The following is a 20,526-nucleotide window of genomic DNA, read 5'->3' as shown; positions in this document are numbered from 1 at the left end:
CGTTTCCTCACTGGTAGGAGTAAGTCCCGGCCTTTTCGTCGGCGCCGTCGTCTTCCGATTTCTTCGCGCGCCGCCGCGACGGCTTGCTCGACGTCGCGTCGTCGAACTCGCGCTCTTCATCGCTGAGCTGCGAAATGCCGTTCTCCAGCCGCTCGACGTTTTCGGCGACCTGCGCCGCCTCGGCCTCTTCCGCTTCCTTCTGCGTGTCGCGTCGCGCCATATCGTCGAGATCGCCGACATGCTCCTCGAAGAGGTTCAGCTCGCCCGCCATGTCGCGATAGGCGTCGAAGGAGCGCAGCCACGCGTCCCGCTTCTCCGAGTCCATCCGATAGAGCTTCAGGATCGCCTTGAAGGCGCCAGCGTGCAGATTGCCGTTCTCGACGGCATGCTTGATGCGCTCGCCGATCTCGCCGTTTACGCTCGCGACCTTCGTCTTCGCCTGATCGGCCGCCTTGATGAGCGCCCCGAATTGCTTCTTGTTGACGAGCTTTTCTGTTTCCGACATGCCGTCCTCCTCCTAAGACTCCAGAAGATCGAGCGCTGCGCCGATGATCCCGGTCGCGGCGCCGTCCGTGGTGCGGGTCACCGCTTTGCGGATGACGTCAGCTGGCGCGCCATATTGCAGAGCGATCGAAAGACAGACCGCGGCCTTGGCGTCGTCGCCAAGCGGCAGCATTACCTTGGAGGCGCAGTCGATGAAGACTTCGGCGAGCGCGCCGTCCTCGAACCGTCCGACGCCGACGGTATAAGGCGCGCCCCGAAATTCGAACTGGCGCGCCTCATGCGCGCGGCGATTAGGGAGAGCGCGTCGAAGCATCGGTCAGTCGTCCTCGCGCTCCAGAACATCAGCCGCGCGAGCCAACGCAGCGCCAGCGCGGACAAAAGCCGAAGAAATCCTGCTTTTCGCTTCGGTGATTTCTCGTTCATGTCGAAGAAGCCGTTCTTGCTTTTCGTGTTCGGCCAGATAGGCGTCGCGCAGCGCCTCGTAGACGCCGACGAAGATGTCCTTCGGCGGCCGGTAGCGGAGCGCCCAGAGCGTCGAGAACGGCACGCCGTAGCGCGCCTCGAGCCTGCGCATGGCGTTTTCGAGATCGCCGGGGCCGCGCGTCTCGCGCTGAACGAGCCATTTCGCCCACTCTCTCGCCTCGCTCACCGCGCTCGTCATTTGCTCCTCATGCAAAGGCTTTTTGCACATCTGCAAAGCTCCTCATGCCAAAACCCAGGACATGAGGAGCCATCAATCTCCCTCTCCGACGCGCTCTGCTTGGCGGCTCAAGCGCGTCGCCGAATTCGAACGCCAACGCGGGAAGGAACGCGTGACCTTTTGCCTTCCCCGCTGGTGCGGTCGCCGGCTTCAAAGCGCCGGCGCCCGCCTTCTCGATTGGATCCTCGCTTCCATTCGAGTCTCCGCCACGGATTGCGTGACGTGGCGAACCCATGAAACTTGCGCCGCCCTGAAAGGCCCCGACGCCGAAGCGCCGGGGAGTTTCAAGGACTGGGAAAAACACCGCACTCAGCGCTGCGGCGCGCGCTTTCCCGGGAGCACACCCGGAAACTCTTAGTCAGCCGCCTCCAAGCGCGGCGTCGAGCATCAGCACGAGGAAGTAGAGCGCGACGCCGAGCGCTGCGGACGCGACGGCGGCGGCGCCGATGATCGCGAGCGATGCGGGCGTACTGAATGAGCGAACGTCGTCCGGTTCGGTCATGACGCGGCCTCGGTGAGGTCGGTTTGTGTCGGCTGATCGGGCAGGAAGTCGCGCGCCGTAACTGCGCCGTTGGTGATCTCCTCGATGCGAACAAGCTCAGGAAGCCGCGGGTTGCGTTCGCCGTATTTCCATTTGCGAACGGCGCTTGCCGAGATCTCTCCGTCGAACTCTGCCGCGAAGGCTTCGTCAGCGATCTCGTTGAGCTTCAGGTAATCCAGGAGTTTCATGCCGCTCCGTCCGCGCCTCAGCTATATTCCCCAATTTGGGGAACATGGTCAAGCAGAAAGTTCCCCATAATGGGAGACGCAGGCGACAGCGGAGCGCGTCAGTATCCCCTTTATGGGGAATAATCTGAAAGCGCTTCGAAAGGCCGCGAGGATGACGCAGCAGCAGGCGGCCGATGCGATGGGTCTGTCGAAAGGCGGCTACGTCAAAGTTGAAGACGGCGACCGCCGTTTGACTGCCGATTACATCGCCAGAGCCGCCCGCGCATTTGGTGTTCGAGAGGCCGACGTAATCGAAGAGGTTTCAAGAGTTGTCCCTGTGGTCGGCTACGTTGGCGCCGGCGCGGAAGCGTTTTTCGACTTGGGACAAGGCCCGTTCGATGAGGTTGAGGCGCCGGATGGAGCGACTGATGAAACCGTCGCGGTTGAGATTCGGGGAACTTCGCTTGGGGAGCTGTTCGATCGCTGGCTGATTTTTTACGATCAGCGGCGCGAGCCGGTGACGAGTGATCTGATCGGAAAGCTTTGCGTCATCGGGCTCGATGATCAACGCGTCCTCGTTAAGAAGCTCAAGAGAGGCCAGCGCAATGGCAAATACGACCTGATATCAAACACCGAGCCGCCAATTTATGATGCCACTGTGATCTGGGCGGCGCGAGTTAAACAGATGGTTCCGCGATAGGTTTATGGACGGGGCTCGCCGCGGGATGAATCTCTTTAACCCGGCCTTCGGCTTGCATTCGTCGGCACTCAATGGGTTTGCAGATCTCGTGCTTCTCCAGTCGCGATCTACTTGAATGTGCGCCCACTGTCGCTAAAGGTCTGTGCAAACGGGTTGATGCGGTTCAGATAGCAGCAGGACGAGAGCGCCGTATCGATCGCGCAACCAGTTCGTGTACGTGGCAGCAAACGGGCTTGAAAGCTGCGACGCTGCAACTGATAGCCAGCTCTTGTATTCGTCCTCGGGCAGGCACATCGCGGCCATCAGGGCGGCTGGCTTTTCCCATTCGCTCAAGGATCCGAGCTGGGTTTTTTGCGCGCGGAAAAATGCGCGGTCGTTCGCCAGACCACGCAAAAAGAAATGAGAGCGGCGCTCGATTACGCTTCTATTAAAATCATAATAGCGCCAATCGGCAAGTGATACGGGAATTGTGCCATCAACAAAGAGATACAGCAGCCAAGATCGAACATATGCTAGGTCCGAGTAGGGTGGCATAGCAAGTAACTCAATAACTCTCGCTTTCACTTGATCGACGGCAAAGCCATCTTGCTTGGACGCCGCGCTGAGCGCTAGGCAATATTCACGAGGCACATAGTAAAGCAGGTCCGCGTGCCTCTCAAGCAGGCGGACCGCATCAATGCCCGGCAAAAACCGTAACGCCCGAAGGATGGCCTTGAAAACCGATAGGTCAATACGCCTCTTATCACCAATCTCGTCCAGCTTCTGCAATAAGAACTCCGCTGAAATAAAAGGATTTGAGACGATATCTTCGTCTCGTGGCGCATCGTCCTCACCGTAGCTCAATGTAATCAGCGCCTGCATTTTTTCCATTTCAGCATTAGTAAATACATCTTGCAGACGTTCCCTTGAAGAGCGTTCAAGTTCCCTAACGGTAGTCATTTTTGTTTTGGTAACGTTTAGGGACAATCCCTCAGTAACCATTAAGTGTTCAGCCAATTGGCATAAAATCGAATGCGCCTCCATTCCGGAAGGCACCGCAATTCGAAAATCGTCAACGAACCGGGTGAATCTAACACCCATGTTCTTCAAGAGCATGTCCGTGTCGTTCAGTAGGCATTCTGCTAGTAATCGCGAAGCGGTGCTCCCGACAGGCAAGCCGTACGACTGCCTTGCGCGGGTCGTCTTGATTATTTTCTTTACCAGGGCCGACGGCCCCTTGGGGCACCCAGCATCTTGCAATACATTTTCGATCCTATGGAAGTATATACGTTGATAAAAGTCCGAGATATCTGTGATAATGGCCGGACGATCTTCAGCAAAAGGATTCTCTGGACCGCCGAACTCCGAGAGATAGGCCAGCCACTGGTGATAGCCACGAGCCGGCTCAAATATCCTTGGAGACTCGCCTTCGGAGAAGCGGTACGCAAACGCCTCATTGTCATCCTTGGGTAACCGAACCGATTCGAGGTAAGGAGCGCAATCCAGAAGCGCGGCAAGATAGATCACGTTATCGGATGCAGAAAGCTGGTGAGCGATCCTGAACCCCAGCCACGATTTGGGCGTCAGTGTTTCGAGAGTCCCTCCGGGTGTGTAATGCCTCAGGTTTAAGTTTTCGCAGTCTTTGGCGGTAGTTTTGGGGCGCTCGAGGAAACAGCGCATCTCCGGCAATCGTGGGAAGAGATCTGTATCTCCAAATGATCCAAGGTGATCTATAGCGCGCCGAACGCTTGCCTCCGAAATCATGAATCAGTCCTCATTTGCAGGCGGATCCAAGGGTGAGAAGTAAACACCTTTTACCGTAGTCTTACGGCCCGATGGCTCCGGCAACATCCTGCTACTCGTGCATCCTATCCGAGCTTAACTGGACAGGACCGATTACCCATTATGGGGTTGCATAATTCCCCAAAATGGGGAATAATCCTCCAATCCGGATCATTCCGGAAGGAGGGATGGATGTCCGACCAGCCGCTTTCAGCCCTCGAGCGCGCGATGGAGCGCATCGCCAAGGAGTGCCACGCCGCCGCGCTGATGGCGTTTGATGCGGCCGCGCAGCGCCTCGTCGATAGCAACTGGCTCTATCGCGACACCGCCTCCCGCGCGCTCAATATCGACTTCGGCGACGTCTTCAAAATGAACGACGCCGACATTCGCGCCCGCGCCGAGGAGCGCGCCGCGAGCGAACGCAAGCGCATCAATCACTATTCCCACAACCGACCCCGTTATCTCGCCTGCCTCGAACTCGCGGAAGCAGCAAAGCGTCGAATGGAGAAGCGCGCCGCGCCGGCCGAGGAGATCGCGGCGTGAGAAACAACTCGCTCTCCTGCTTCCACATCTACGGAGCGCCCGAGCTTCGCTTCAGCGGAACGAAATTCACTGTTCATGACAGCGCGGATGGCGAAAAGACGCTCGACGACGCCGACTTCCACATCGAGCCCGAGTTCGCCGAGCGCGCGGAGCGAGCCTGCGAAGCCTTCAACGCGATCATGCGCGAGGGCGTCATTGCGCCCGTCGTGGAGAAGGCGGCATGACGATCGCAACCTTTCCGCAAACCTCCCTTGGTTCCGCCGCCGCGGCCGTCGTGGAACAGCTTTCACCGCCGCAGGGCGTCTCGCGGGTTCCCTGTCCCGATGACGCGACGTGGCGCGCGCTGCGCTCGAAAGACATTACGGCGAGCGTCGCCGCCGCGCTCCTCAACGCCCATGCATGGGAGACGCCCTTCGGGCTCTTCGCGGCGAAGTCCGGAATGATCGAGGCTGATTCCGAAGAGACGGCGCCGATGAAGCGCGGGCGCCTGCTCGAGCCCGTCGCAATCGAACTCCTGCGCGAGGACCAGCCCGACTGGACCGTGATCCACAACGCCGGTCAGAACCGCGTCTACTACCGCGACCCGCAGGCGCGCATCGGCGCGACGCCCGACGCGCTTGTGACCGATCCGACGCGCGGGCTCGGCGCGGTGCAGATCAAGAGCGTGGAGGCGAGCGTCTTCCGCCGCAAATGGATGGTCGACAACACGGGCGACGGGCCGGAGCCGCCGGTCTGGATCGCCGTGCAGGCGATCATCGAGGCGACGCTCATCGGCGCGCAGTGGGCGGCGGTCGCGCCGCTCGTCGTCGGGCATGGCGTTGACATGCCGCTGATCGAGGTTCCGCTCCACGCCGGCGTCATGACGCGCGTTCGCGCTGCGGTGAAAGACTTCTGGCGGCGCGTCGCCGAGAACGATCCCTATCCGCCGGACTTCGCGCGCGACGGCGCGTTGATCGCGAATCTCTTCGCCGACGACGACGGCGGCGAGATCGACCTCTCCGGCAATGCGCGCATCGTCGAGATCATGTGCGCCCGCGACGAATTGAAGAAGCGGGAGGCCGACGGCGCCGACGCGGCGAAGCAGCGCAAGGTCTACGACGCCGAGATCATCCATCTGCTCGGCAATGCGGCGCGCGGCCGGCTGGCCGACGGACGCCTGATCGAGGCGAAGACGATCCGTCGCGCCGGCTACACGGTCCAGCCGAGCCAGTACCGCGCCGTCAAAGTGAAGGAAGCGAGAGCATGAACGCCCTCGCTCAGAAAGACGCCGTCGAGCAATTCAAGGCTCAGATCGCCAATCGCGAGAGTGACTTCAAAATGGCGCTGCCGGCGCACATTCCCGTCGAGCGCTTCGTCCGCGTCGTCATGACCGCGGTGATCGGCAATCGCGACCTTCTGCAGGCCGACAGAATCTCGCTGTTCGAATCGGCGATGAAGGCGGCCCAGGACGGCTTGCTGCCCGACGGTCGCGAAGGCGCGCTCGTCATCTACAACACGAAGATCAAGGAACGAGGCGAGGAACGCTGGATCAAAAAGGTTCAGTGGATGCCGATGATCGCCGGAATTCTCAAGAAGGTCCGCAACAGCGGCGAGCTTTCGACGATCGTCGCGCGCGTCGTTTATGCAGGCGATAAGTTCCGCAACTGGATCGACGATAACGGCGAGCACATCGAATACGAGGCCGGCGAGGAACAGGACCGAAATATCGTCCGCCGCGTCTTCGCAATGGCGAAACTCAAAGACGGTTCGATCGAGGTCGAGCCGCTCTCGCCTGACGACATCGAGAAGATCAGAAGCGCCAGCAAATCCAAAGATAAAGGACCCTGGGTCGACTGGTGGGAGGAGATGGCGAAGAAGAGCGCCCTTCGCCGCCTCGCCAAGCGCCTGCCGATTTCGACCGATCTCGATGACCTGATTCGTCGCGATGACGCCCTATATGACTTCGACGGCGCGCGCGGGCAGGCGCAGGAAGAGACCTCGCGCCCAAAGACGCTCGCCGGCCGCCTTGACGCATTGGCGGGCGTCGATCCCGAGACGGGCGAGGTGATTGGACACGACGCCGGCGTAGCGCCGGCGCAAGAGACTGACGCGGGCCAACCGAAGCAGCCCGCGCCTCAGGAGGCCGCAGCGGAGGCAGCCGGCGGAAAACGGCCCCCCGACATGCACGCCAGCGGCGCCGCTGCGGCCGCTCCTGAAGAGGGCTCCCGCGTAGCCGACGATGATCGCTCGCGCGTCGCAGACGATGATCCCTTTGCCGGAAAGTCGAGCGCCTGGCGCGAAGGATGGACCGCCGCCGAGAAGGGCACGCCCAAGGACCGGCCGCCTGCGCACATCGCCGAAGATGACGAGCTTGCGGACTTTCGCGAGGGCTTCGAGGCGTGGTGGGCGCAGCACGAAGGAGCCGGCAGGAAGCGGGGGCGGGCGTGACGCAGGCCTACCCGCTTCAATGGCCGCAAGCCCGCGCGCGCCGGCCGGCGTCGGCGCGTAAGCAGACGCGGTTCAATCGCAAGGAGCGACAATATTCGTCGTCCAATCCAAATTGCTCATGGATGGCGACGAGCGACATCACCGTCGCCGAGGCGCGTCGCCGATTGCAGGAAGAGCTCGATCGCATAGGCGCAAGATTTCCGGTCATCAGCTCGAACCTTGAAACCCGCCTCGACGGGATGCCGCGATCCGGACAGCGAGAGCCCGCCGACCCCGGAGTCGCCGTCTATTTCGAGCTTGGCGGAAGCCCGCATTGCCTCCCGTGCGATACCTACACGACCGTCGCCGGCAACATCGCCGCGATTGCTGCGCACATTGAGGCGACGCGCGCGATCGAGCGCCACGGCGTCGCGAGCGTGCGCGAGATGTTTTCAGGCTTTGCCGCCCTGCCGGCTCCGAAGTCCTGGTGGGAGATTCTCGGCGTTCGACAGAACGCCACGCGATCAGAAATCGAGTCCGCGTTTCGCTTGGCGGCGCGCAGGGCCCATCCTGACAGCGGCGGCTCGAACGCCGCAATGGCCGAGCTGAACGAAGCGCGCGCCGCGGCGCGGCGCGGGATCGAGGGCCGTTAGGATGAAGAAATTCCGCCCCTCCAACGGCTCTGAAGGATTGGCGTTCATGGAGCGGTTCTGCGACCGCTGCAGGCGCGACGACGCGTTCCAAAGAGACCCGCAGAACAATGACGGGTGCGAGATCGTAGCGAACACGATGGCTCTGACCATCGACGACGAACGATATCCTTCCGAGTGGACATTCGACGCAGATGGACGCCCGGTCTGCACGGCGTTTGAACCCATCGTCGAGTCGCCTAGATGAAAGCTCTCCTTCGCCTCTCCGAACTCGCCTGCACGATCGGTCGGGCGATCACGCGCGCCGGAGACGCCCTTTACAACATTGCGACCGGAACGCGCTTTAGTCGCACGGAATGGGATCACGCCAATCCGGTCTGGTCGCCGCAGTTCTACGAGGCGTTCGGCGAGCAGGAATACGGCAAATTGATCGCCGCGCTCTCCAGCGTCCGGTCGCCAGAATTTTTCCGCGCCTACGGCGAGCGAGAGTGGCATCGCCTGCATCCGAGGAAGACGCGGACGTGACTTCCAGGCTCTCCTCCCCACTCTCCGAGGTCATCTCGTGACCAGCGCCTGTGATCACTGGGGCGCGTTTGGGAGCGCCCCCTGCCCCACCGCGCCATTACGACTCGCCGATGCCGTGAGAATGGCCTTCCCTGCCGGCGGCATGACTGTCGCCGGGTTGCGGAGGGAGGCGGCCCGTGGCCGTCTTGTCATCGAGCGCGTGGCGGGCAAGGATTTCGTCACCCTGGCGGCGATCGAGGAAATGAGGAAGCTATGTCGCGTCCCAGCAAAGGCGCACGCTTGTGGCTCCGGCCCGCACGCAAGACCGGCGAGCGTCTCCGGCCCGCCGTCTGGCTCATCCGAGACGGAACGCATGAAGAGAGCACAGGCTGCGGCGCTGGCGACCGCCGCGGCGCTGAAGAAGCGCTCGGCCGCTACATCGCAGCCAAATACACTCCCGAGCGAACCGGGAGTCGTGTTCCCTCTCAAATCCCAATCGCAGACGTCCTCAGCATCTATCTCGCCGACATCGCACCCAACCACTCCCGGCCAAAGGAGACGGCGCAACGCGTAACCGAACTGCTCGGGATCTTCGGCGACAAGCCGCTCTCCGCAATCAACGGCGCGCTGTGCCGCGCATATGCATCGGCCCGAGGCCATCAGGCCGCCGCACGACGCGAGCTCGAGGATCTGCGCGCAGCGATCAACCACCACCGTCGCGAGGGACTCTGCTCCGAAGTTGTCGAGGTGGTGTTGCCTGAGAAGCCGCGGCCACGCGAGCGCTGGCTAACGCGTCCGGAGGCCGCAAGACTGTTGTGGGCGGCGTGGCGCGCTCGGCAGAAGGACGCCAACAGCGACGGAGAGACCGTCAGGGCTACGCGCAAACACATCGCGCGCTTCATTCTTGTTGGGCTCTACACTGGCACACGCGCCGGCGCGATCTGCGGCGCCTCGCTCGATCGACTGTCTGGTCGCGGCTACATCGATCTCAATGCTGGCGTTTTCTATCGGCGCGCCGTTGGCGCCCGAGAGACGAAGAAACGACAGCCGCCCGTCCGCCTCCCTGCCCGCTTACTGGCACACATGCGCCGATGGGTCCGCGTTGGACTGTGCGAAACCGCTGTCGTCGAGTGGGGTGGGAAGCCCGTCGGCCGCGTCAACAAGGCATTTGCCCGATCGGCAGCCGACGCTAGGCTTGAGGGCGTTTCGCCGCACACGCTTCGGCACACAGCAGCGACATGGCTCATGCAGAATCGTTGCGACCTGTGGGAGGCTGCGGGTTATCTTGGGATGACGGTCGAGATGCTGGAGACCAATTACGGGCATCACCATCCCGACCACCAGAAAGGCGCTGTCGAGGCGATTGGGCGGCGGGCACACTAATCAACACTTCTGCTAAGCGGCCCGCTGCCAAATAAGCGGTTTAGTTAGTTCAAAAGGCTGGAGTGAACCGTTCTTTTAGCAAGATTTCTCTCACTTGAGTATCGTTCTCGAGGCGCACATTTATCGGGGCAGAACGCGTGATGATCGTTCCTAGCGGCGTGCCAGCCTGATTGTCGTCGATGCAAGCTATACTGTTTTCGAGCTTCCACCACATCTCTGGCGTCGTCGTGCAGCCAAATAGCCCAGCCGCTGTTGCCATAAAGCTCGCAGATTGCCGAGACGGCGCGACCGTCAATTTACTGCAGTCGTTCTCACGACAAAATCGCTCTTCAGAGATCGCACTTGCTCCAAAGGTCATATTTTCAAGAAGCCTATTGGCTTCGCGTAAATCACTTTGAGTGGACAAATCAATCAGCTTGTAGACCGCAGGACTTGCCGCCGGCTTCACAACATTCTCAAGCCATCGTTTGTGTATGCCCTGTTGCAAATTAGGCCATATATATTCAGAGCTACCGGGATCCTCTGCTATGATTTTCGCCTTCACATAATAAATCCAAAAGCCACGCATCATGTTCAGCTTTGCTGATGAATCTGAGAATTCAGTGTTTTCCAAGAACCCTTCGTAATCCTCAAAAGCTAGGACGATTTTTGAGGCCATAGCTTTGATGCGTCGGTAGATCAAGTCGTTGAGGCCGGGCTGCCCCTCTTGTAGCAAAGCTTTGAGTCGAACAATTTCAGAATAACCGCTGATGACCGCACGATAAGCTTGCACAGAGCGCCAGTTAATAATTGCGTGATCGTAAAAAGCACTTTTTTTTGCGAGAACGTCTAGCATTGTTTTGGTATTATCAACGATATCTCGCAACTCGGCTACTCGATAGCGTCGCTGAATCTGTCCCACCTCTCCCTTTTCGACGGATTCGTTTGTAAATACCTGATCTGCCGTCAGCCCCTTTTCAACGAGTAGCGCTGAAACTACCTCATCAGGGAGCGGATTAACTAAGTAAGACCTGAGATAATACTCGGCGAAAGGCAACAGCACCACCATCTCGTCAGCATTCTTTGCCTGGTATGCGGCAAGGGTCGACGCCAATGCGCAAGACGCCATATATTCGGAAAAGCGATCTGCTCCCCTCTGCCATGCTATGAAGCCAAGCAGAATATCCAGGTCGAGATCCCTCTTGCCGGTTGCCGTGATGAAGTTTGACTGCGCGGATGAGAGCCGACCCAGCACATCAGATACTTCACCACTTCGATAAAGGGCCGGCCGTGAGAAAATGTCCCTAATTAGCCGTATCTTAGCGTCGCGGGCCGTTGCTTGGAGATCGGAGGGATCGAAAACATGAAGCTGATTGGCGTAGAATACTGCGTCATCAAACCGGATATTATTGAAGTTCTCAGTATAACTTTGGGTATAATCATCGACCACTCTCTGTCGAGCCTGATTTTGATTCCACCAAACATATGCATTGGCCAACGCTACGAAGGTTACCAACAGCACGATTCCAATGCCTGTTGAGTAGGCAATCGATCTTAGGGGCCTCCGATAAAGCACTATCTGTTGATAGCCGCGCCATGTCAGAGCTCCAAGACCCACCAAAGTCACGAAAAAGACGATCGTGTTGGCGAGCGTTTCGGAAAGATCGCCAATTTGCCGCTGCAGTTGCGATTCGAGGCTGCCGCGTTGTTCGCTGAGCTTTTGATCCGCTATCTGCATATTTGTCTTGAGCGTGCGGTCAAGCTCCGAAACGGTGCTCATGGAAATTTCCCGAAGCTCAACAGCCAGTTTCGCCCGCTGCTCGTCGGCCAGCTTTTGAAGATCGCTGAGAAAAGCCTTTCTTTGATTGGTTAACGTACCGTCCAGCAACCCCATGGCTCGATCCACCGATTTGTCGGCGGAGGTTTTAAAATTGTCGACCGACGGACCAAGGAATAGGCTGTTGATGCTGTCGCCAATAAAGTTCATATTCACTATGCCACGGCTGCCGCCGCAAGCAACAGCGCAGGGCAGCTTAAGGCCGCCGATGCGGAGATTGCCTATAAAGGCCCATGTGAGAGTGGCGTGTGAGATAATGGCGATGAGGCTCAGACAAACGCGAAGACCTGACCTATTCTGACGGTCCGCCGAGCTTCGCGGTGTATTCTTGAAAGCAGCTAACATATTTCTGGCGCGTTGACTGGCAGGAAATGAAAATGAAAGTAGCTCATCTTTCGACGGTAACAAGTCGCTTTAGGATCGGCATTGCCGCTTGCTTAACCCTTTCGGGTTGCGACCTCTTCAGTTCCCCGAACAATAAGGCAGCGGAACGCAATGTCAACGAACCGTGGGTCGTTTGTGCCCCAACCGGAATGAGTCCGCAGGCGTGCGCCGTAATTGACTTGTCGTCAGGAGCTACGTGCAAGCTGGCCACGAAGAGCCGACATCTTACCAAAGCCAAAGCCTGCGAAGCCGCACGCGATTACGATGAGTGCAATACTCAACCAAATATTTGGGGTTGCTGATCGCTTAAAATGGAGCATGGCGGACACGTAATCGAGTGACGCGCCATGCAATTTAAACCGGTATGACGTCTCCCTCAGAGCCCTGAAAAAGCCATTGCAATATCAGCATCGGTAAATTTTAAAAAGTTGCCGGCGGAATGAGGGGGAACGGTTTGCTTAGGCCAGAAGCGGCCACTAATTGGCCACTGTTTGCGCGGAACTGAAGGCGAACATTCAGCGGCCAATGCGATCAGAAATCATTGAATTTGCATGCTATTGAAATCGCGGACCTCGTTCGGGACGAGGGGGTCGGAGGTTCGAATCCTCTCACTCCGACCATTCTCAAAAACTCAGGATGCGTTGACGCTCCGGCGGCCACTGGAACGCGCGCTATTCAGCGCGCATCCTGGCGAAACCTCCTGGCCAAGCACCTGAACGCGCACTGATTCCTTCAGCCTCGACGAAGCGCGCCAAGAATGCGAGGCTTGCATAGGGCGATAATGGCGTGCGCCCGCATAGCTCGTGCGGCCATAAAACGCCGAGAGCTTCAGCGGATGCAGTCGGTATTTCCCGGCACAGGCCGACCAACTGGGAGAGGCCCTCCATTACCAAACATTCCAAATGACCCGCCCAGCGGCGCGGACGTAGTAACTGGTAAATCACGATTATTTACGAACAAATGCTCGAATCGATCAAGTCACTTTCATCGTGAACTTCTGGAGAGTATTATGACCCCTACCACTTGCAGCACATCTCAACCGCTATCCTTTGGAGATTCTTCTCAGCAAACCTTCAAGGTTTGCACGTTCCTTGTGAACATGCTCAGTAACATGTATGAACAATGGCTCAATGCCGGCTCGCCGCGAGACTTTGATTGGCAGCCGGCTAACGCTTGCCCGATCACCAAAGATTTCAAAGTAGAGGACTACGCCTTTGGTCAGCTGATTTGGAGCACGTTCACTTTAGAGTTTAAAAAGACAGTCACTGAACCTTTCGGATGCCTCGTTAAATCCAAGACCGACGGCAGTCTTTATCTCGTTTTCCGGGGCAGCAAAAGCCTTGCGGACTTCGAAGTAGATATTGAATTCAAACCGGTAGCGTATAGCGCGCCGACGCCCAATCCCCCTCCCGGCATTCTCGTCGCAAGAGGCTGGTACGCAGTTTACACCGGGCTTGTGGAGGCGCTGGACGCCCAGCTCAAAACAATCGGCAGCAAACCTCTTACCATCACTGGCCACAGTCTCGGCTCGGCGCTTGCCACGCTTGCTGTGCCATTGGCGGCTTCTCACAATATTGCGGCCTTGCACTATAATTCCGCAAGCCCAATGGTGGGGCTAAAACCCTTCCACGATTACTACGAAAACTTAAAGGTTCAAACATTCCGTCTTGTGAACACCGCCGACACCGTACCGAATCTTCCGCCAAAACGTAGCGGTGACTATCAACACGTCGGCATTGAGGTCCCCTTCAACGCGGACTATGGCGCTGAGAAGAAAACACACCATCCGTGTTGCAGCTACGCCTATGCAATCTACAATCCGGATGCGCCCTGCAATAAAGACTTTGACGCCTGCGCCCCGACGCTCGGGCAGTCTCACGAATAGACTGAATACGTGGATGACCTCGCCCTGACCCAATCGGCGGCGTCCGACTGGGTCGCAGCCCGCGTCATCGCCCATCGGCGCTGAAGAAGAGAAAAGCCCAGCCGCGAGGGCTGGGCTTTCCTGGATCCGTCGGGCTTGAATGATCGATCAGTATTTCGCCAACACCGGCGCCGAAGAGCCGAAATTGAGGTGGTAATTCACGCCAAAGCGGATCGTGTGGAAGCGGGTACGGTTGTTGACGTTGTTCAAATTGAGGCCGAAATTGAAGCCGTTGTTGTTGTTGCCGCTGAGCTGCGTATAGAGATACTCGGCCTTGACCGACCAGTTCGGCAGCGCCACGAACATATACTCGGCGCCGCCGCCGGCGGTCCAGCCCGTCTGCACCGTGCTGTTCTGGTTCAACCAGCCGTTGCGTTTAACTTCGCCATAAGCGAAGCCGCCTGTGCCATAGACCAGCAGTTGCGGGCTCAGCAGGTTGACGCCGACGCGGCCACGCACGGTGCCGAACCAGTTCAGAGTCGCGGTGGTCACCGGAGGGACGCCAAAGAGCCAGGCGTAGCTGTTGCCGCCGGCGCCGGAGCCGATGCTGGTTCCCTGGAAATCGGTCTCGACGCCGACGACGAACATCGGCGTGATCTGGTAATTGTAGCCAATCTGACCGCCGCCGACGACGCCCGCCCGGCTGCCGCCGTGATTGTTTACGCCCCACCCCCAAGCGTTGGATGAATTTTGGGCGTAAAAGCCGACGCCGAAGTTGAGACCGGCATAAAAGCCCGTCCAGGTCATGATCGGCGGCGGCGGTGGTGGCGGCGGCGCCTTGTAGGACGGAAGGTCCGCGGCCATGGCCGAACCAGCCGTCAGCGCGAGGACAAAAGCGGCAAAAGTTGCCTTCTTCATTATAGCTTCTCCTAAAGCTTAAAACGGCTTGGGCCGAATCCCCGCACCAAAGGCGGCTTCCAGGTAAAAAAAGCGACCAGCCCTGCACAGTCAAAGCAATTTAGAAGCTATTCGGCCCTCCGGGCACGCTTTCCACCCGACTGTGGCAGCGGCGCCACAACGATGAAGCGGGTTTCCATCGAAAAAAATCTCTCAACCTTTTCGGAACCTTAGGGCCGCAGAGAAATTCGCCTATGTTCCGAGGGTGGGTCAGATCGGCGTTTATCAAACTCGCCGTGGCCGGCTGACGCGCTGAGCGCCCCGCCACGACTACCGCCCTCAGTGTCCGTCATTGGAAAAGTGCTGATAGTCGACGCTTCTCTTCCAATGTCCGCCCCAGCGCCAGCCTCGTCGCGCGAAGGACCTGGTGACGACGTCGCCGTCAACGATGATCCCGACAACATCTCTCCTGCGCTCGGAGGGCTCGTCGTAAGCGCGCCCGGCTTCAGGTTCGGTGAGGTTTCCTTCCCGGTAGGGATTTTGAACGGGATTGATGTCCACGGCCATGCCATAGGCGTGTCGCGACATCGCGCCGCGATCGGTGGTTCGGCAGTTGAAGGCGCTCGTATTATTCGCCGCCATCGATCGCGCGTCGTCGCCGTCGAATTCATCGATCAGCGACATTCGATAGATTCGAAATTTCCCGCTGTCGAAAATGTCCTGAAAGGCGGCTGCGACTGCGTTTGCGACGCTCTTTGCGACAATCAAAGAGCCGGTCTGAGGGTTGCCGTCGAAATCCCGGTAAGGAACCCTCAACAGAACAAGTTCGTCGCGTCCCGGACATCGAAGCTCCGCCCGCCACGATCTTCCCTGCATATAGGCCCATAGGGCATCCGGAATTGGTTCAGCCGCCACCTTGGCGACGCGCGCATTTGCTTCTGCGCCAGCGAGAAGCAAAAACAGAAGCGTAACCGCTCCGAATCGTGAGCAGTGAATCGTCAAAATCATTTGCGCGCCAATCCGCATCTTCGTTCGGCCAGTGCTTCATCTGCCCAATTCTCGGAGCACTCTCAACGGCCTTCGATCATCGAGACGGTAACACGATTGAATTGGCATATTCCGATGCGCGCCAAGGTAAGAAAGGCAGCGCCTCGATCGTCAGCGCCGCAATGCACACGAATTCGCCGACTCCATCGGCGATCACCATGTCGCCGATTGTGAGTATCGCGAGTCCCTTGCAGATTTCCGAGACGGCAAAAATTCCGTTTGCCCTGGCCATGCAAACCAACCTGCCGAGCGGACCGCCCGTCCGAGCAGTAATTGCATTCGCCGAAAGGAGGGCGATCTCTTTTTCTCCGGGCGACAGCCCGACAGAAGATGGCTCCCGTGGAAAGCCCATGCCTGCCCTTCCTGGATGGAGGTGCTGTTCCTCTACCTTGAATTGCGAACGCCAATATGGCCGACATGCGGCCCCACCTAGGCAGAAGGCGCCGCTCAACGCGGCGCAGATCACCGACAGACCTCGCAGCGGTCGCCTCGCATCTCCGCGGCCAATTGCGACGATCTTGACTTGGGCGAAGCGAGGTCATGAGCGTCAATAGAAACGCCCCGACTGCACAGCGGGGCGTTTCTTGCGTCTCATCGAACTGGCGTGTTGCTCAGCACACCCATACCCAGTTGCCAGCGGAATCGCTCCACTGCCAGCACACGCCGGGGTTAAGAGGCCGCCAGGGCGTGCTATAATCCCTCTTCTGATAGCGCCAGAGCCCGCCATAGGACTGGACGTTGCCATCGCCAGGGTATGATCGCTGCGCTTGAGCCATCGGCGCGAAAGTAAAAGACGCCCCGATTATCAATAGCAAGAGCTTGCGCATTTTTTCCTCCAGATTGTTTGGCTGTTAGCCAGTTCAACTGGGTCAGGCGCAAGGTCATTCAACCCGCCGGCGAACGCTTACATAGTCAAGCGTATCCGACGCAGCTTATTGTTTAATCCTAAGCTTGCGCGGCCGAGGGAAACGCAAAGCTTAATGTTTTGCAAAACGCTCTATGGCGTTGATAAACGCCTCCGGCGAAGCGGCAATGCGTCGAACGATATTCTTCGGCACTTGGATGAGCATTTGAACGGTCGAGAAGGTGACGATGACTTTCGACGCGGAAACGAGACGCTGCATTCGGCTCTCCATACTTGGTCTGCGCGGCGCTGCTGTGCGGGGAGGCATTCGGCGGCGCTAAGCGCGAATTCTGAGATATGCGAGCGCACACTTTAAGCATGCCAGCGTTTCGGCTGGGTTGCCGCAATGTTGCCGGTTGTTTCGGGCTTGGGGCGAATTTGTGCGGCGCATCGCCCCGCTTCGGCTATTTGCCCAGAATGTCCGCGCGCAATCGGCCGGCGACGGTATCGACCGCCGCCGCCACCGCCGGCGACATCGACGCGCCGATGTCGAAAATTTCACCTTCGATCGCATAGACGACGCAGCGCGAGGGCAATACGCCCAGCGCGCGGGCCAGCTCCAGAGCTTCGGCGAGGCCGAAGCCATGCGTCGATGCGCCAAAAGCCGCTCGCGGAAGCGGGCTTGTGCTGACGTCAAAGCGGCGTATCTCGCCGGGCGTCGCCCCGGAAACGCAGGCGTCGACAATGTAGGCGGCGTCCGCGCCGTCGAGCCGCGCCAATACGCGCGTCGCCTCGCCCTCCTCCTCGATAATTTCGACGTCGACCAGCAACGCTCTCAGCGCACGCGCGACCGCGCGGCCTGCCGCGTCGTCGCCCCGCTGGGGATTGCCGATACAGAGCACAATGATGCGCGGTCCTTCGCGCGCGCTATCCGCCCCGGTCGACATCGAGCCGCAGAAAATGCGTCGCACAGGAAATGCAGGGGTCGTGATTGCGAATGGTCTGCTCGCAGCGGTGACGCAAAGCATCGTCCGGCAGATCGAGCCACGCCGTCGCGAAAATCTTCAAATCCTCTTCGATGCTCGGCTGGTTCTGCGACGTCGGGGGGACGATGCGGGCGTCGGCGATCTTTCCATCGGCATGAAGCTGATAGCGGTGATACAGCATGCCGCGCGGCGCCTCGGTCGCCGCAAAGCCAACCCCCGCACGCGGTTCGAGATCGACGGCCGGGCGGTCAGGCTCTTCATATTGGTCGATGATCCGTAGCGCCTCGTCGCAGGCGTTAAGAACTTCGACGGCGCGAACGATGATGCTGCGGAAGGGATTGGCGCAGACCGATCCAAGTCCTGCTTCACGCGCGGCTTCCCGCGCGATCGGCGAGAGCGACGCCGCGTTCAGCGCATAGCGCGCCAGGGGCCCCGTGAGATAAGCCCCGCGCGCCTTGAGGTGCGCGTGCAGCGCGGTCGAATGTTCGACGTGGCTCTCTTCGAAATGTTCGTCATATTCCGCGGCGGCGATGTCGAGCCCGCGGCTTGAGACGATGCGGCCCTGGTTCAAGGGATATTCGCCGTCGCCGCGCAAGGCGACGAATTCATAGTCGCGCTCGACATCAGGAAAATCAAAACCGGCCGTCCAGCGCACGGTCGCGAGCGCCCCGTCCCGCGCACGCTTCAGCTCTTCGGCGAGCGGCTGAAGTTCACGCCGGCGCGGCGCACGATAAAAGCCGCCGACGCGGACATTGATCGGATGAATCTCGCGGCCGCCGAGAAGCGCGATGATCGCATTGCCGGCCTTTTTGAGATCGAGGCCCCGACGCACGATGTCGGCGTGGTCGCGCGCCATCTCGATTGCGCCCGCATAGCCGAGGAAATCCGGCGCGTGCAGCATGTAGACGTGCAGCGTGTGGCTCTCGATCCACTCGCCGCAATAGAGAAGCCGTCGTAGGTCGCGCAGCGGCCCATCGACAACGACGCCGAGCGCGTTCTCCATCGCGTGAATCGCGCTCATCTGATAGGCGACCGGACAGATGCCGCAGATGCGCGCCGTAATATCCGGCGCCTCGCTATACATACGGTCGCGCAGGAAGGCTTCGAAGAATCGCGGCGGTTCGAAAATACTAAGCTCCGCCGACTGCACGACGCCGTCGCGCGCGACGACCTTGAGCGCGCCCTCGCCTTCCACCCGGGCGAGCTGATCGACCTTGATCGTCTTAACGATCATGACGTTCGCTCTCCTCGCGGAAGGCGTCGGCGTTGGCGTTGAAGGTTCTGTAGACGCGCCGCAGCGCATCTTCATCCATGCCGAGCTTGCTCAACCACACCGACAGCGATGGCGTATTGGGCGTCTCCATCGGGCCATAGCAGCCATAGCAACCGCGATTGTAGGAGGGACAGAGCGCGCCGCAGCCCGCATGCGTGACGGGGCCCAGACACGGCGTGCCGTGACCGACCATGACGCAGAGATTGCCGGCGATCTTGCATTCGACGCAGACGCTATGCGGCGGCGTTTGCGGCTTGCGCCCCGCGAGAAAGGCCGAAATCGTTTCGACGAGCTGCCGCGTGCTGATCGGACAGCCGCGCAGTTCGAAGTCAACTTTCACGTGATCGGAGATCGCGGTCGATGTCGCCAGCGTCTGGATATAGTCCGGCCGCGCATAGACGATCGCCGCATATTCGCGCACGTCGGCGAAGTTGCGCAGCGCCTGAATGCCGCCTGCGGTGGCGCAGGCGCCAATCGTGATTAAGAACCGCGACTGTTTACGGACCTCCTGGATGCGCGCCGCGTCATGCGCGGTCGTCACCGAACCTTCGACGAGGGAAAGATCGTATGGACCTTCGACCGACGCGCTCGTCGCCTCGAGGAAGTGCGCGATCTCGACCTCGCCGGCGATCTCCAGCAATTCGTCCTCGCAATCGAGGAGGCTGAGCTGGCAGCCGTCGCATGAGGCGAATTTCCAGACAGCGAGTCTTGGTCGAATGCGCGCCACGTCACAGCTCCCGATAAGCGAGAAGATCGCGCACGCGATCGTAGCGGTGGACCGGCCCGTCCTTGCAGATGAACAGCGGACCGAATTGACAGTGGCCGCAATGGCCGATGGCGCATTTCATGTTGCGCTCCATCGAGACGAAAATTCGCGAATCCGCAATGCCCGCGTCTTCAAGCGCGAGCGCGGTCGCGCGGATCATCACTTCCGGTCCGCAGATCATGGCGATGGCGTCCCCCGGATCGTAGCGAAGCTTGGACAGCAAAGGCGTCACATAGCCGACGTCTCCGGTCCAATCTGGTCCGGCGCGCTCCACAGCGACGCGCAGCTGGAAGTCAGGCGTCCTCCGCCATTCTTCGAGTTCGCTGACAAAGATGAGGTCGTCCGGCGTGCGCGCGCCATAGAGTACGCCCACCCGGCCGTAAGCGGCGCGATGGCGCAGCAGCCAGTAAATCGCCGGCCGAAGCGGCGCGAGGCCGATGCCGCCGCCAATCAGCAGGACGTCGAAGCCCTTGGCTTCCTCAACCGGCCAGCCGACGCCGAAAGGACCGCGCAAGCCCACTTGGTCGCCAGCCTTCAATCTGCCGAGCGCCGCGCTCACCGGCCCGACGGCGCGGATCGTATGCGTCAGCCGATCAGGCGCATCGGCGGCGCCGCTGATGCTGATCGGTATTTCGCCGACGCCGAATGCGTAGAGCATATTGAACTGCCCCGGCGCGAAGGGCGTGGCGCGCTCCGGCGCGAGGTCGAAGGTGAAGACGTCCGCCGACTCGCGAATGAAGCGCGTCAACCGCGTCATGCTCGGCGCCATGGGATTGGGCGGCGGCGTGCA

25 protein-coding genes are annotated in these 20,526 nt (G+C 59.7%); 10 read left to right on the top strand and 15 right to left on the bottom strand.

The window, feature by feature from the left end; all coding sequences use genetic code 11:
* Window positions 1-7: 7 nt before the first annotated feature.
* The 5 genes from A3OO_RS0111035 to A3OO_RS0111015 form a co-directional block, all read right to left on the bottom strand.
* The gene (locus A3OO_RS0111035; RefSeq protein ID WP_018407907.1) at window positions 8-505 is read right to left on the bottom strand and encodes a hypothetical protein; all 498 of its coding nucleotides are present in this window, start codon (window positions 503-505) and stop codon (window positions 8-10) included.
* A 12-nt stretch (window positions 506-517) separates the two neighbouring features.
* Window positions 518-817 (bottom strand): hypothetical protein, encoded by a 300-nt coding sequence (locus tag A3OO_RS0111030; protein WP_018407906.1) that lies wholly within the window; start codon window positions 815-817, stop codon window positions 518-520.
* Window positions 818-820: 3 nt separating this feature from the next.
* Window positions 821-1,195 (bottom strand): hypothetical protein, encoded by a 375-nt coding sequence (locus A3OO_RS21510; protein WP_018407905.1) that lies wholly within the window; start codon window positions 1,193-1,195, stop codon window positions 821-823.
* 367 nt (window positions 1,196-1,562) lie between these two features.
* The gene (locus A3OO_RS23565; RefSeq protein WP_018407904.1) at window positions 1,563-1,706 is read right to left on the bottom strand and encodes a hypothetical protein; all 144 of its coding nucleotides are present in this window, start codon (window positions 1,704-1,706) and stop codon (window positions 1,563-1,565) included.
* On the bottom strand, window positions 1,703-1,933 hold the full coding sequence (locus A3OO_RS0111015; protein ID WP_018407903.1) for a helix-turn-helix domain-containing protein: 231 nt from the start codon (window positions 1,931-1,933) through the stop codon (window positions 1,703-1,705). The genes A3OO_RS23565 and A3OO_RS0111015 overlap by 4 nt, the downstream gene beginning before the upstream one ends.
* Window positions 1,934-2,045: 112 nt before the next feature.
* Here A3OO_RS0111015 and A3OO_RS0111010 point away from each other — a divergent pair, with 112 nt between their 5' ends.
* Entirely contained in the window at window positions 2,046-2,612 is a 567-nt protein-coding gene (locus tag A3OO_RS0111010; protein ID WP_018407902.1) for a helix-turn-helix domain-containing protein, read from the top strand.
* A gap of 132 nt (window positions 2,613-2,744) precedes the next feature.
* On the opposite strand, the gene A3OO_RS0111005 is transcribed toward A3OO_RS0111010, so the two are convergent.
* A complete protein-coding gene (locus tag A3OO_RS0111005; RefSeq protein WP_083909754.1) occupies window positions 2,745-4,355 on the bottom strand; it encodes an RNA-directed DNA polymerase in 1,611 nt (536 codons plus the stop codon).
* A 210-nt stretch (window positions 4,356-4,565) separates the two neighbouring features.
* Here A3OO_RS0111005 and A3OO_RS22595 point away from each other — a divergent pair, with 210 nt between their 5' ends.
* The 8 genes from A3OO_RS22595 to A3OO_RS21485 all read left to right on the top strand — a co-directional run bounded on the left by A3OO_RS22595 (window position 4,566) and on the right by A3OO_RS21485 (window position 9,859).
* Entirely contained in the window at window positions 4,566-4,916 is a 351-nt protein-coding gene (locus A3OO_RS22595; protein ID WP_051080350.1) for a hypothetical protein, read from the top strand.
* Window positions 4,913-5,140 (top strand): hypothetical protein, encoded by a 228-nt coding sequence (locus A3OO_RS0110990; protein ID WP_018407899.1) that lies wholly within the window; start codon window positions 4,913-4,915, stop codon window positions 5,138-5,140. The genes A3OO_RS22595 and A3OO_RS0110990 overlap by 4 nt, the downstream gene beginning before the upstream one ends.
* Window positions 5,137-6,162, top strand: coding sequence for a YqaJ viral recombinase family protein (locus A3OO_RS0110985; RefSeq protein ID WP_018407898.1), 1,026 nt, complete (start codon window positions 5,137-5,139; stop codon window positions 6,160-6,162). Before A3OO_RS0110990 ends, A3OO_RS0110985 begins: the two co-directional genes overlap by 4 nt.
* Window positions 6,159-7,343: a recombinase RecT gene (locus A3OO_RS22590; RefSeq protein WP_018407897.1), complete on the top strand. Its 1,185-nt coding sequence runs from the start codon at window positions 6,159-6,161 to the stop codon at window positions 7,341-7,343. Before A3OO_RS0110985 ends, A3OO_RS22590 begins: the two co-directional genes overlap by 4 nt.
* A complete protein-coding gene (locus tag A3OO_RS0110975; protein WP_018407896.1) occupies window positions 7,340-7,975 on the top strand; it encodes a J domain-containing protein in 636 nt (211 codons plus the stop codon). The genes A3OO_RS22590 and A3OO_RS0110975 overlap by 4 nt, the downstream gene beginning before the upstream one ends.
* A 1-nt stretch (window position 7,976) precedes the next feature.
* On the top strand, window positions 7,977-8,219 hold the full coding sequence (locus A3OO_RS21495; RefSeq protein ID WP_018407895.1) for a hypothetical protein: 243 nt from the start codon (window positions 7,977-7,979) through the stop codon (window positions 8,217-8,219).
* A complete protein-coding gene (locus A3OO_RS0110965; RefSeq protein WP_018407894.1) occupies window positions 8,216-8,497 on the top strand; it encodes a hypothetical protein in 282 nt (93 codons plus the stop codon). The genes A3OO_RS21495 and A3OO_RS0110965 overlap by 4 nt, the downstream gene beginning before the upstream one ends.
* Before the next feature lie 252 nt (window positions 8,498-8,749).
* Window positions 8,750-9,859, top strand: coding sequence for a site-specific integrase (locus tag A3OO_RS21485; RefSeq protein ID WP_018407893.1), 1,110 nt, complete (start codon window positions 8,750-8,752; stop codon window positions 9,857-9,859).
* A gap of 49 nt (window positions 9,860-9,908) precedes the next feature.
* Here the strand turns inward: A3OO_RS21485 and A3OO_RS0110955 are convergent, their stop codons facing one another.
* Window positions 9,909-12,020: a hypothetical protein gene (locus tag A3OO_RS0110955; protein ID WP_156824797.1), complete on the bottom strand. Its 2,112-nt coding sequence runs from the start codon at window positions 12,018-12,020 to the stop codon at window positions 9,909-9,911.
* A 1,048-nt stretch (window positions 12,021-13,068) separates the two neighbouring features.
* Here A3OO_RS0110955 and A3OO_RS22585 point away from each other — a divergent pair.
* The gene (locus A3OO_RS22585; RefSeq protein ID WP_198008789.1) at window positions 13,069-13,944 is read left to right on the top strand and encodes a lipase family protein; all 876 of its coding nucleotides are present in this window, start codon (window positions 13,069-13,071) and stop codon (window positions 13,942-13,944) included.
* Window positions 13,945-14,091: 147 nt separating this feature from the next.
* On the opposite strand, the gene A3OO_RS0110945 is transcribed toward A3OO_RS22585, so the two are convergent.
* The 8 genes from A3OO_RS0110945 to A3OO_RS0110910 form a co-directional block, all read right to left on the bottom strand.
* The gene (locus A3OO_RS0110945) at window positions 14,092-14,841 is read right to left on the bottom strand and encodes an outer membrane protein (RefSeq protein ID WP_018407890.1); all 750 of its coding nucleotides are present in this window, start codon (window positions 14,839-14,841) and stop codon (window positions 14,092-14,094) included.
* A 318-nt stretch (window positions 14,842-15,159) separates the two neighbouring features.
* Window positions 15,160-15,828: a M15 family metallopeptidase gene (locus A3OO_RS0110940; protein WP_018407889.1), complete on the bottom strand. Its 669-nt coding sequence runs from the start codon at window positions 15,826-15,828 to the stop codon at window positions 15,160-15,162.
* Window positions 15,829-15,904: 76 nt separating this feature from the next.
* Entirely contained in the window at window positions 15,905-16,219 is a 315-nt protein-coding gene (locus A3OO_RS23560; RefSeq protein ID WP_156824796.1) for a hypothetical protein, read from the bottom strand.
* A 625-nt stretch (window positions 16,220-16,844) separates the two neighbouring features.
* On the bottom strand, window positions 16,845-16,991 hold the full coding sequence (locus A3OO_RS23555) for a hypothetical protein (RefSeq protein WP_018407887.1): 147 nt from the start codon (window positions 16,989-16,991) through the stop codon (window positions 16,845-16,847).
* Between the two features lie 184 nt (window positions 16,992-17,175).
* Window positions 17,176-17,658, bottom strand: a complete 483-nt coding sequence (locus tag A3OO_RS0110925; protein ID WP_018407886.1) for a hydrogenase maturation protease — start codon at window positions 17,656-17,658, stop codon at window positions 17,176-17,178.
* A complete protein-coding gene (locus tag A3OO_RS0110920) occupies window positions 17,639-18,931 on the bottom strand; it encodes a Ni/Fe hydrogenase subunit alpha (RefSeq protein WP_018407885.1) in 1,293 nt (430 codons plus the stop codon). Before A3OO_RS0110920 ends, A3OO_RS0110925 begins: the two co-directional genes overlap by 20 nt.
* Complete coding sequence (locus tag A3OO_RS0110915) at window positions 18,921-19,697, bottom strand: NADH-quinone oxidoreductase subunit B family protein (RefSeq protein WP_018407884.1); 777 nt, start codon at window positions 19,695-19,697, stop codon at window positions 18,921-18,923. The genes A3OO_RS0110920 and A3OO_RS0110915 overlap by 11 nt, the downstream gene beginning before the upstream one ends.
* Before the next feature lies 1 nt (window position 19,698).
* Complete coding sequence (locus A3OO_RS0110910; protein ID WP_245257149.1) at window positions 19,699-20,493, bottom strand: FAD/NAD(P)-binding protein; 795 nt, start codon at window positions 20,491-20,493, stop codon at window positions 19,699-19,701.
* Window positions 20,494-20,526 lie beyond the last annotated feature (33 nt).

Origin of the sequence: Methylocystis rosea SV97, from assembly GCF_000372845.1 — a bacterium.
GTDB lineage: Bacteria > Pseudomonadota > Alphaproteobacteria > Rhizobiales > Beijerinckiaceae > Methylocystis > Methylocystis rosea.
Note: the sequence above shows the minus strand (reverse complement) of the source record. Positions and strands in the feature narration are given on the sequence as shown.

Coding starts and splice junctions, on each gene's coding strand:
- A3OO_RS0111035 (WP_018407907.1), bottom strand. CDS start 505: ATGTCGGAAACAGAAAAGCTCGTCAACAAGAAGCAATTCGGGGCGCTC.
- A3OO_RS22595 (WP_051080350.1), top strand. CDS start 4,566: ATGTCCGACCAGCCGCTTTCAGCCCTCGAGCGCGCGATGGAGCGCATC.
- A3OO_RS23565 (WP_018407904.1), bottom strand. CDS start 1,706: ATGACCGAACCGGACGACGTTCGCTCATTCAGTACGCCCGCATCGCTC.
- A3OO_RS0110965 (WP_018407894.1), top strand. CDS start 8,216: ATGAAAGCTCTCCTTCGCCTCTCCGAACTCGCCTGCACGATCGGTCGG.
- A3OO_RS0110910 (WP_245257149.1), bottom strand. CDS start 20,493: ATGACGCGGTTGACGCGCTTCATTCGCGAGTCGGCGGACGTCTTCACC.
- A3OO_RS0110920 (WP_018407885.1), bottom strand. CDS start 18,931: ATGATCGTTAAGACGATCAAGGTCGATCAGCTCGCCCGGGTGGAAGGC.
- A3OO_RS0111030 (WP_018407906.1), bottom strand. CDS start 817: ATGCTTCGACGCGCTCTCCCTAATCGCCGCGCGCATGAGGCGCGCCAG.
- A3OO_RS21510 (WP_018407905.1), bottom strand. CDS start 1,195: ATGTGCAAAAAGCCTTTGCATGAGGAGCAAATGACGAGCGCGGTGAGC.
- A3OO_RS0110945 (WP_018407890.1), bottom strand. CDS start 14,841: ATGAAGAAGGCAACTTTTGCCGCTTTTGTCCTCGCGCTGACGGCTGGT.
- A3OO_RS0111005 (WP_083909754.1), bottom strand. CDS start 4,355: ATGATTTCGGAGGCAAGCGTTCGGCGCGCTATAGATCACCTTGGATCA.
- A3OO_RS21495 (WP_018407895.1), top strand. CDS start 7,977: ATGAAGAAATTCCGCCCCTCCAACGGCTCTGAAGGATTGGCGTTCATG.
- A3OO_RS22585 (WP_198008789.1), top strand. CDS start 13,069: ATGACCCCTACCACTTGCAGCACATCTCAACCGCTATCCTTTGGAGAT.
- A3OO_RS0110940 (WP_018407889.1), bottom strand. CDS start 15,828: ATGATTTTGACGATTCACTGCTCACGATTCGGAGCGGTTACGCTTCTG.
- A3OO_RS21485 (WP_018407893.1), top strand. CDS start 8,750: ATGTCGCGTCCCAGCAAAGGCGCACGCTTGTGGCTCCGGCCCGCACGC.
- A3OO_RS0110985 (WP_018407898.1), top strand. CDS start 5,137: ATGACGATCGCAACCTTTCCGCAAACCTCCCTTGGTTCCGCCGCCGCG.
- A3OO_RS0111015 (WP_018407903.1), bottom strand. CDS start 1,933: ATGAAACTCCTGGATTACCTGAAGCTCAACGAGATCGCTGACGAAGCC.
- A3OO_RS23560 (WP_156824796.1), bottom strand. CDS start 16,219: ATGGGCTTTCCACGGGAGCCATCTTCTGTCGGGCTGTCGCCCGGAGAA.
- A3OO_RS0111010 (WP_018407902.1), top strand. CDS start 2,046: ATGGGGAATAATCTGAAAGCGCTTCGAAAGGCCGCGAGGATGACGCAG.
- A3OO_RS23555 (WP_018407887.1), bottom strand. CDS start 16,991: ATGCAGCGTCTCGTTTCCGCGTCGAAAGTCATCGTCACCTTCTCGACC.
- A3OO_RS0110955 (WP_156824797.1), bottom strand. CDS start 12,020: ATGTTAGCTGCTTTCAAGAATACACCGCGAAGCTCGGCGGACCGTCAG.
- A3OO_RS0110925 (WP_018407886.1), bottom strand. CDS start 17,658: ATGTCGACCGGGGCGGATAGCGCGCGCGAAGGACCGCGCATCATTGTG.
- A3OO_RS22590 (WP_018407897.1), top strand. CDS start 6,159: ATGAACGCCCTCGCTCAGAAAGACGCCGTCGAGCAATTCAAGGCTCAG.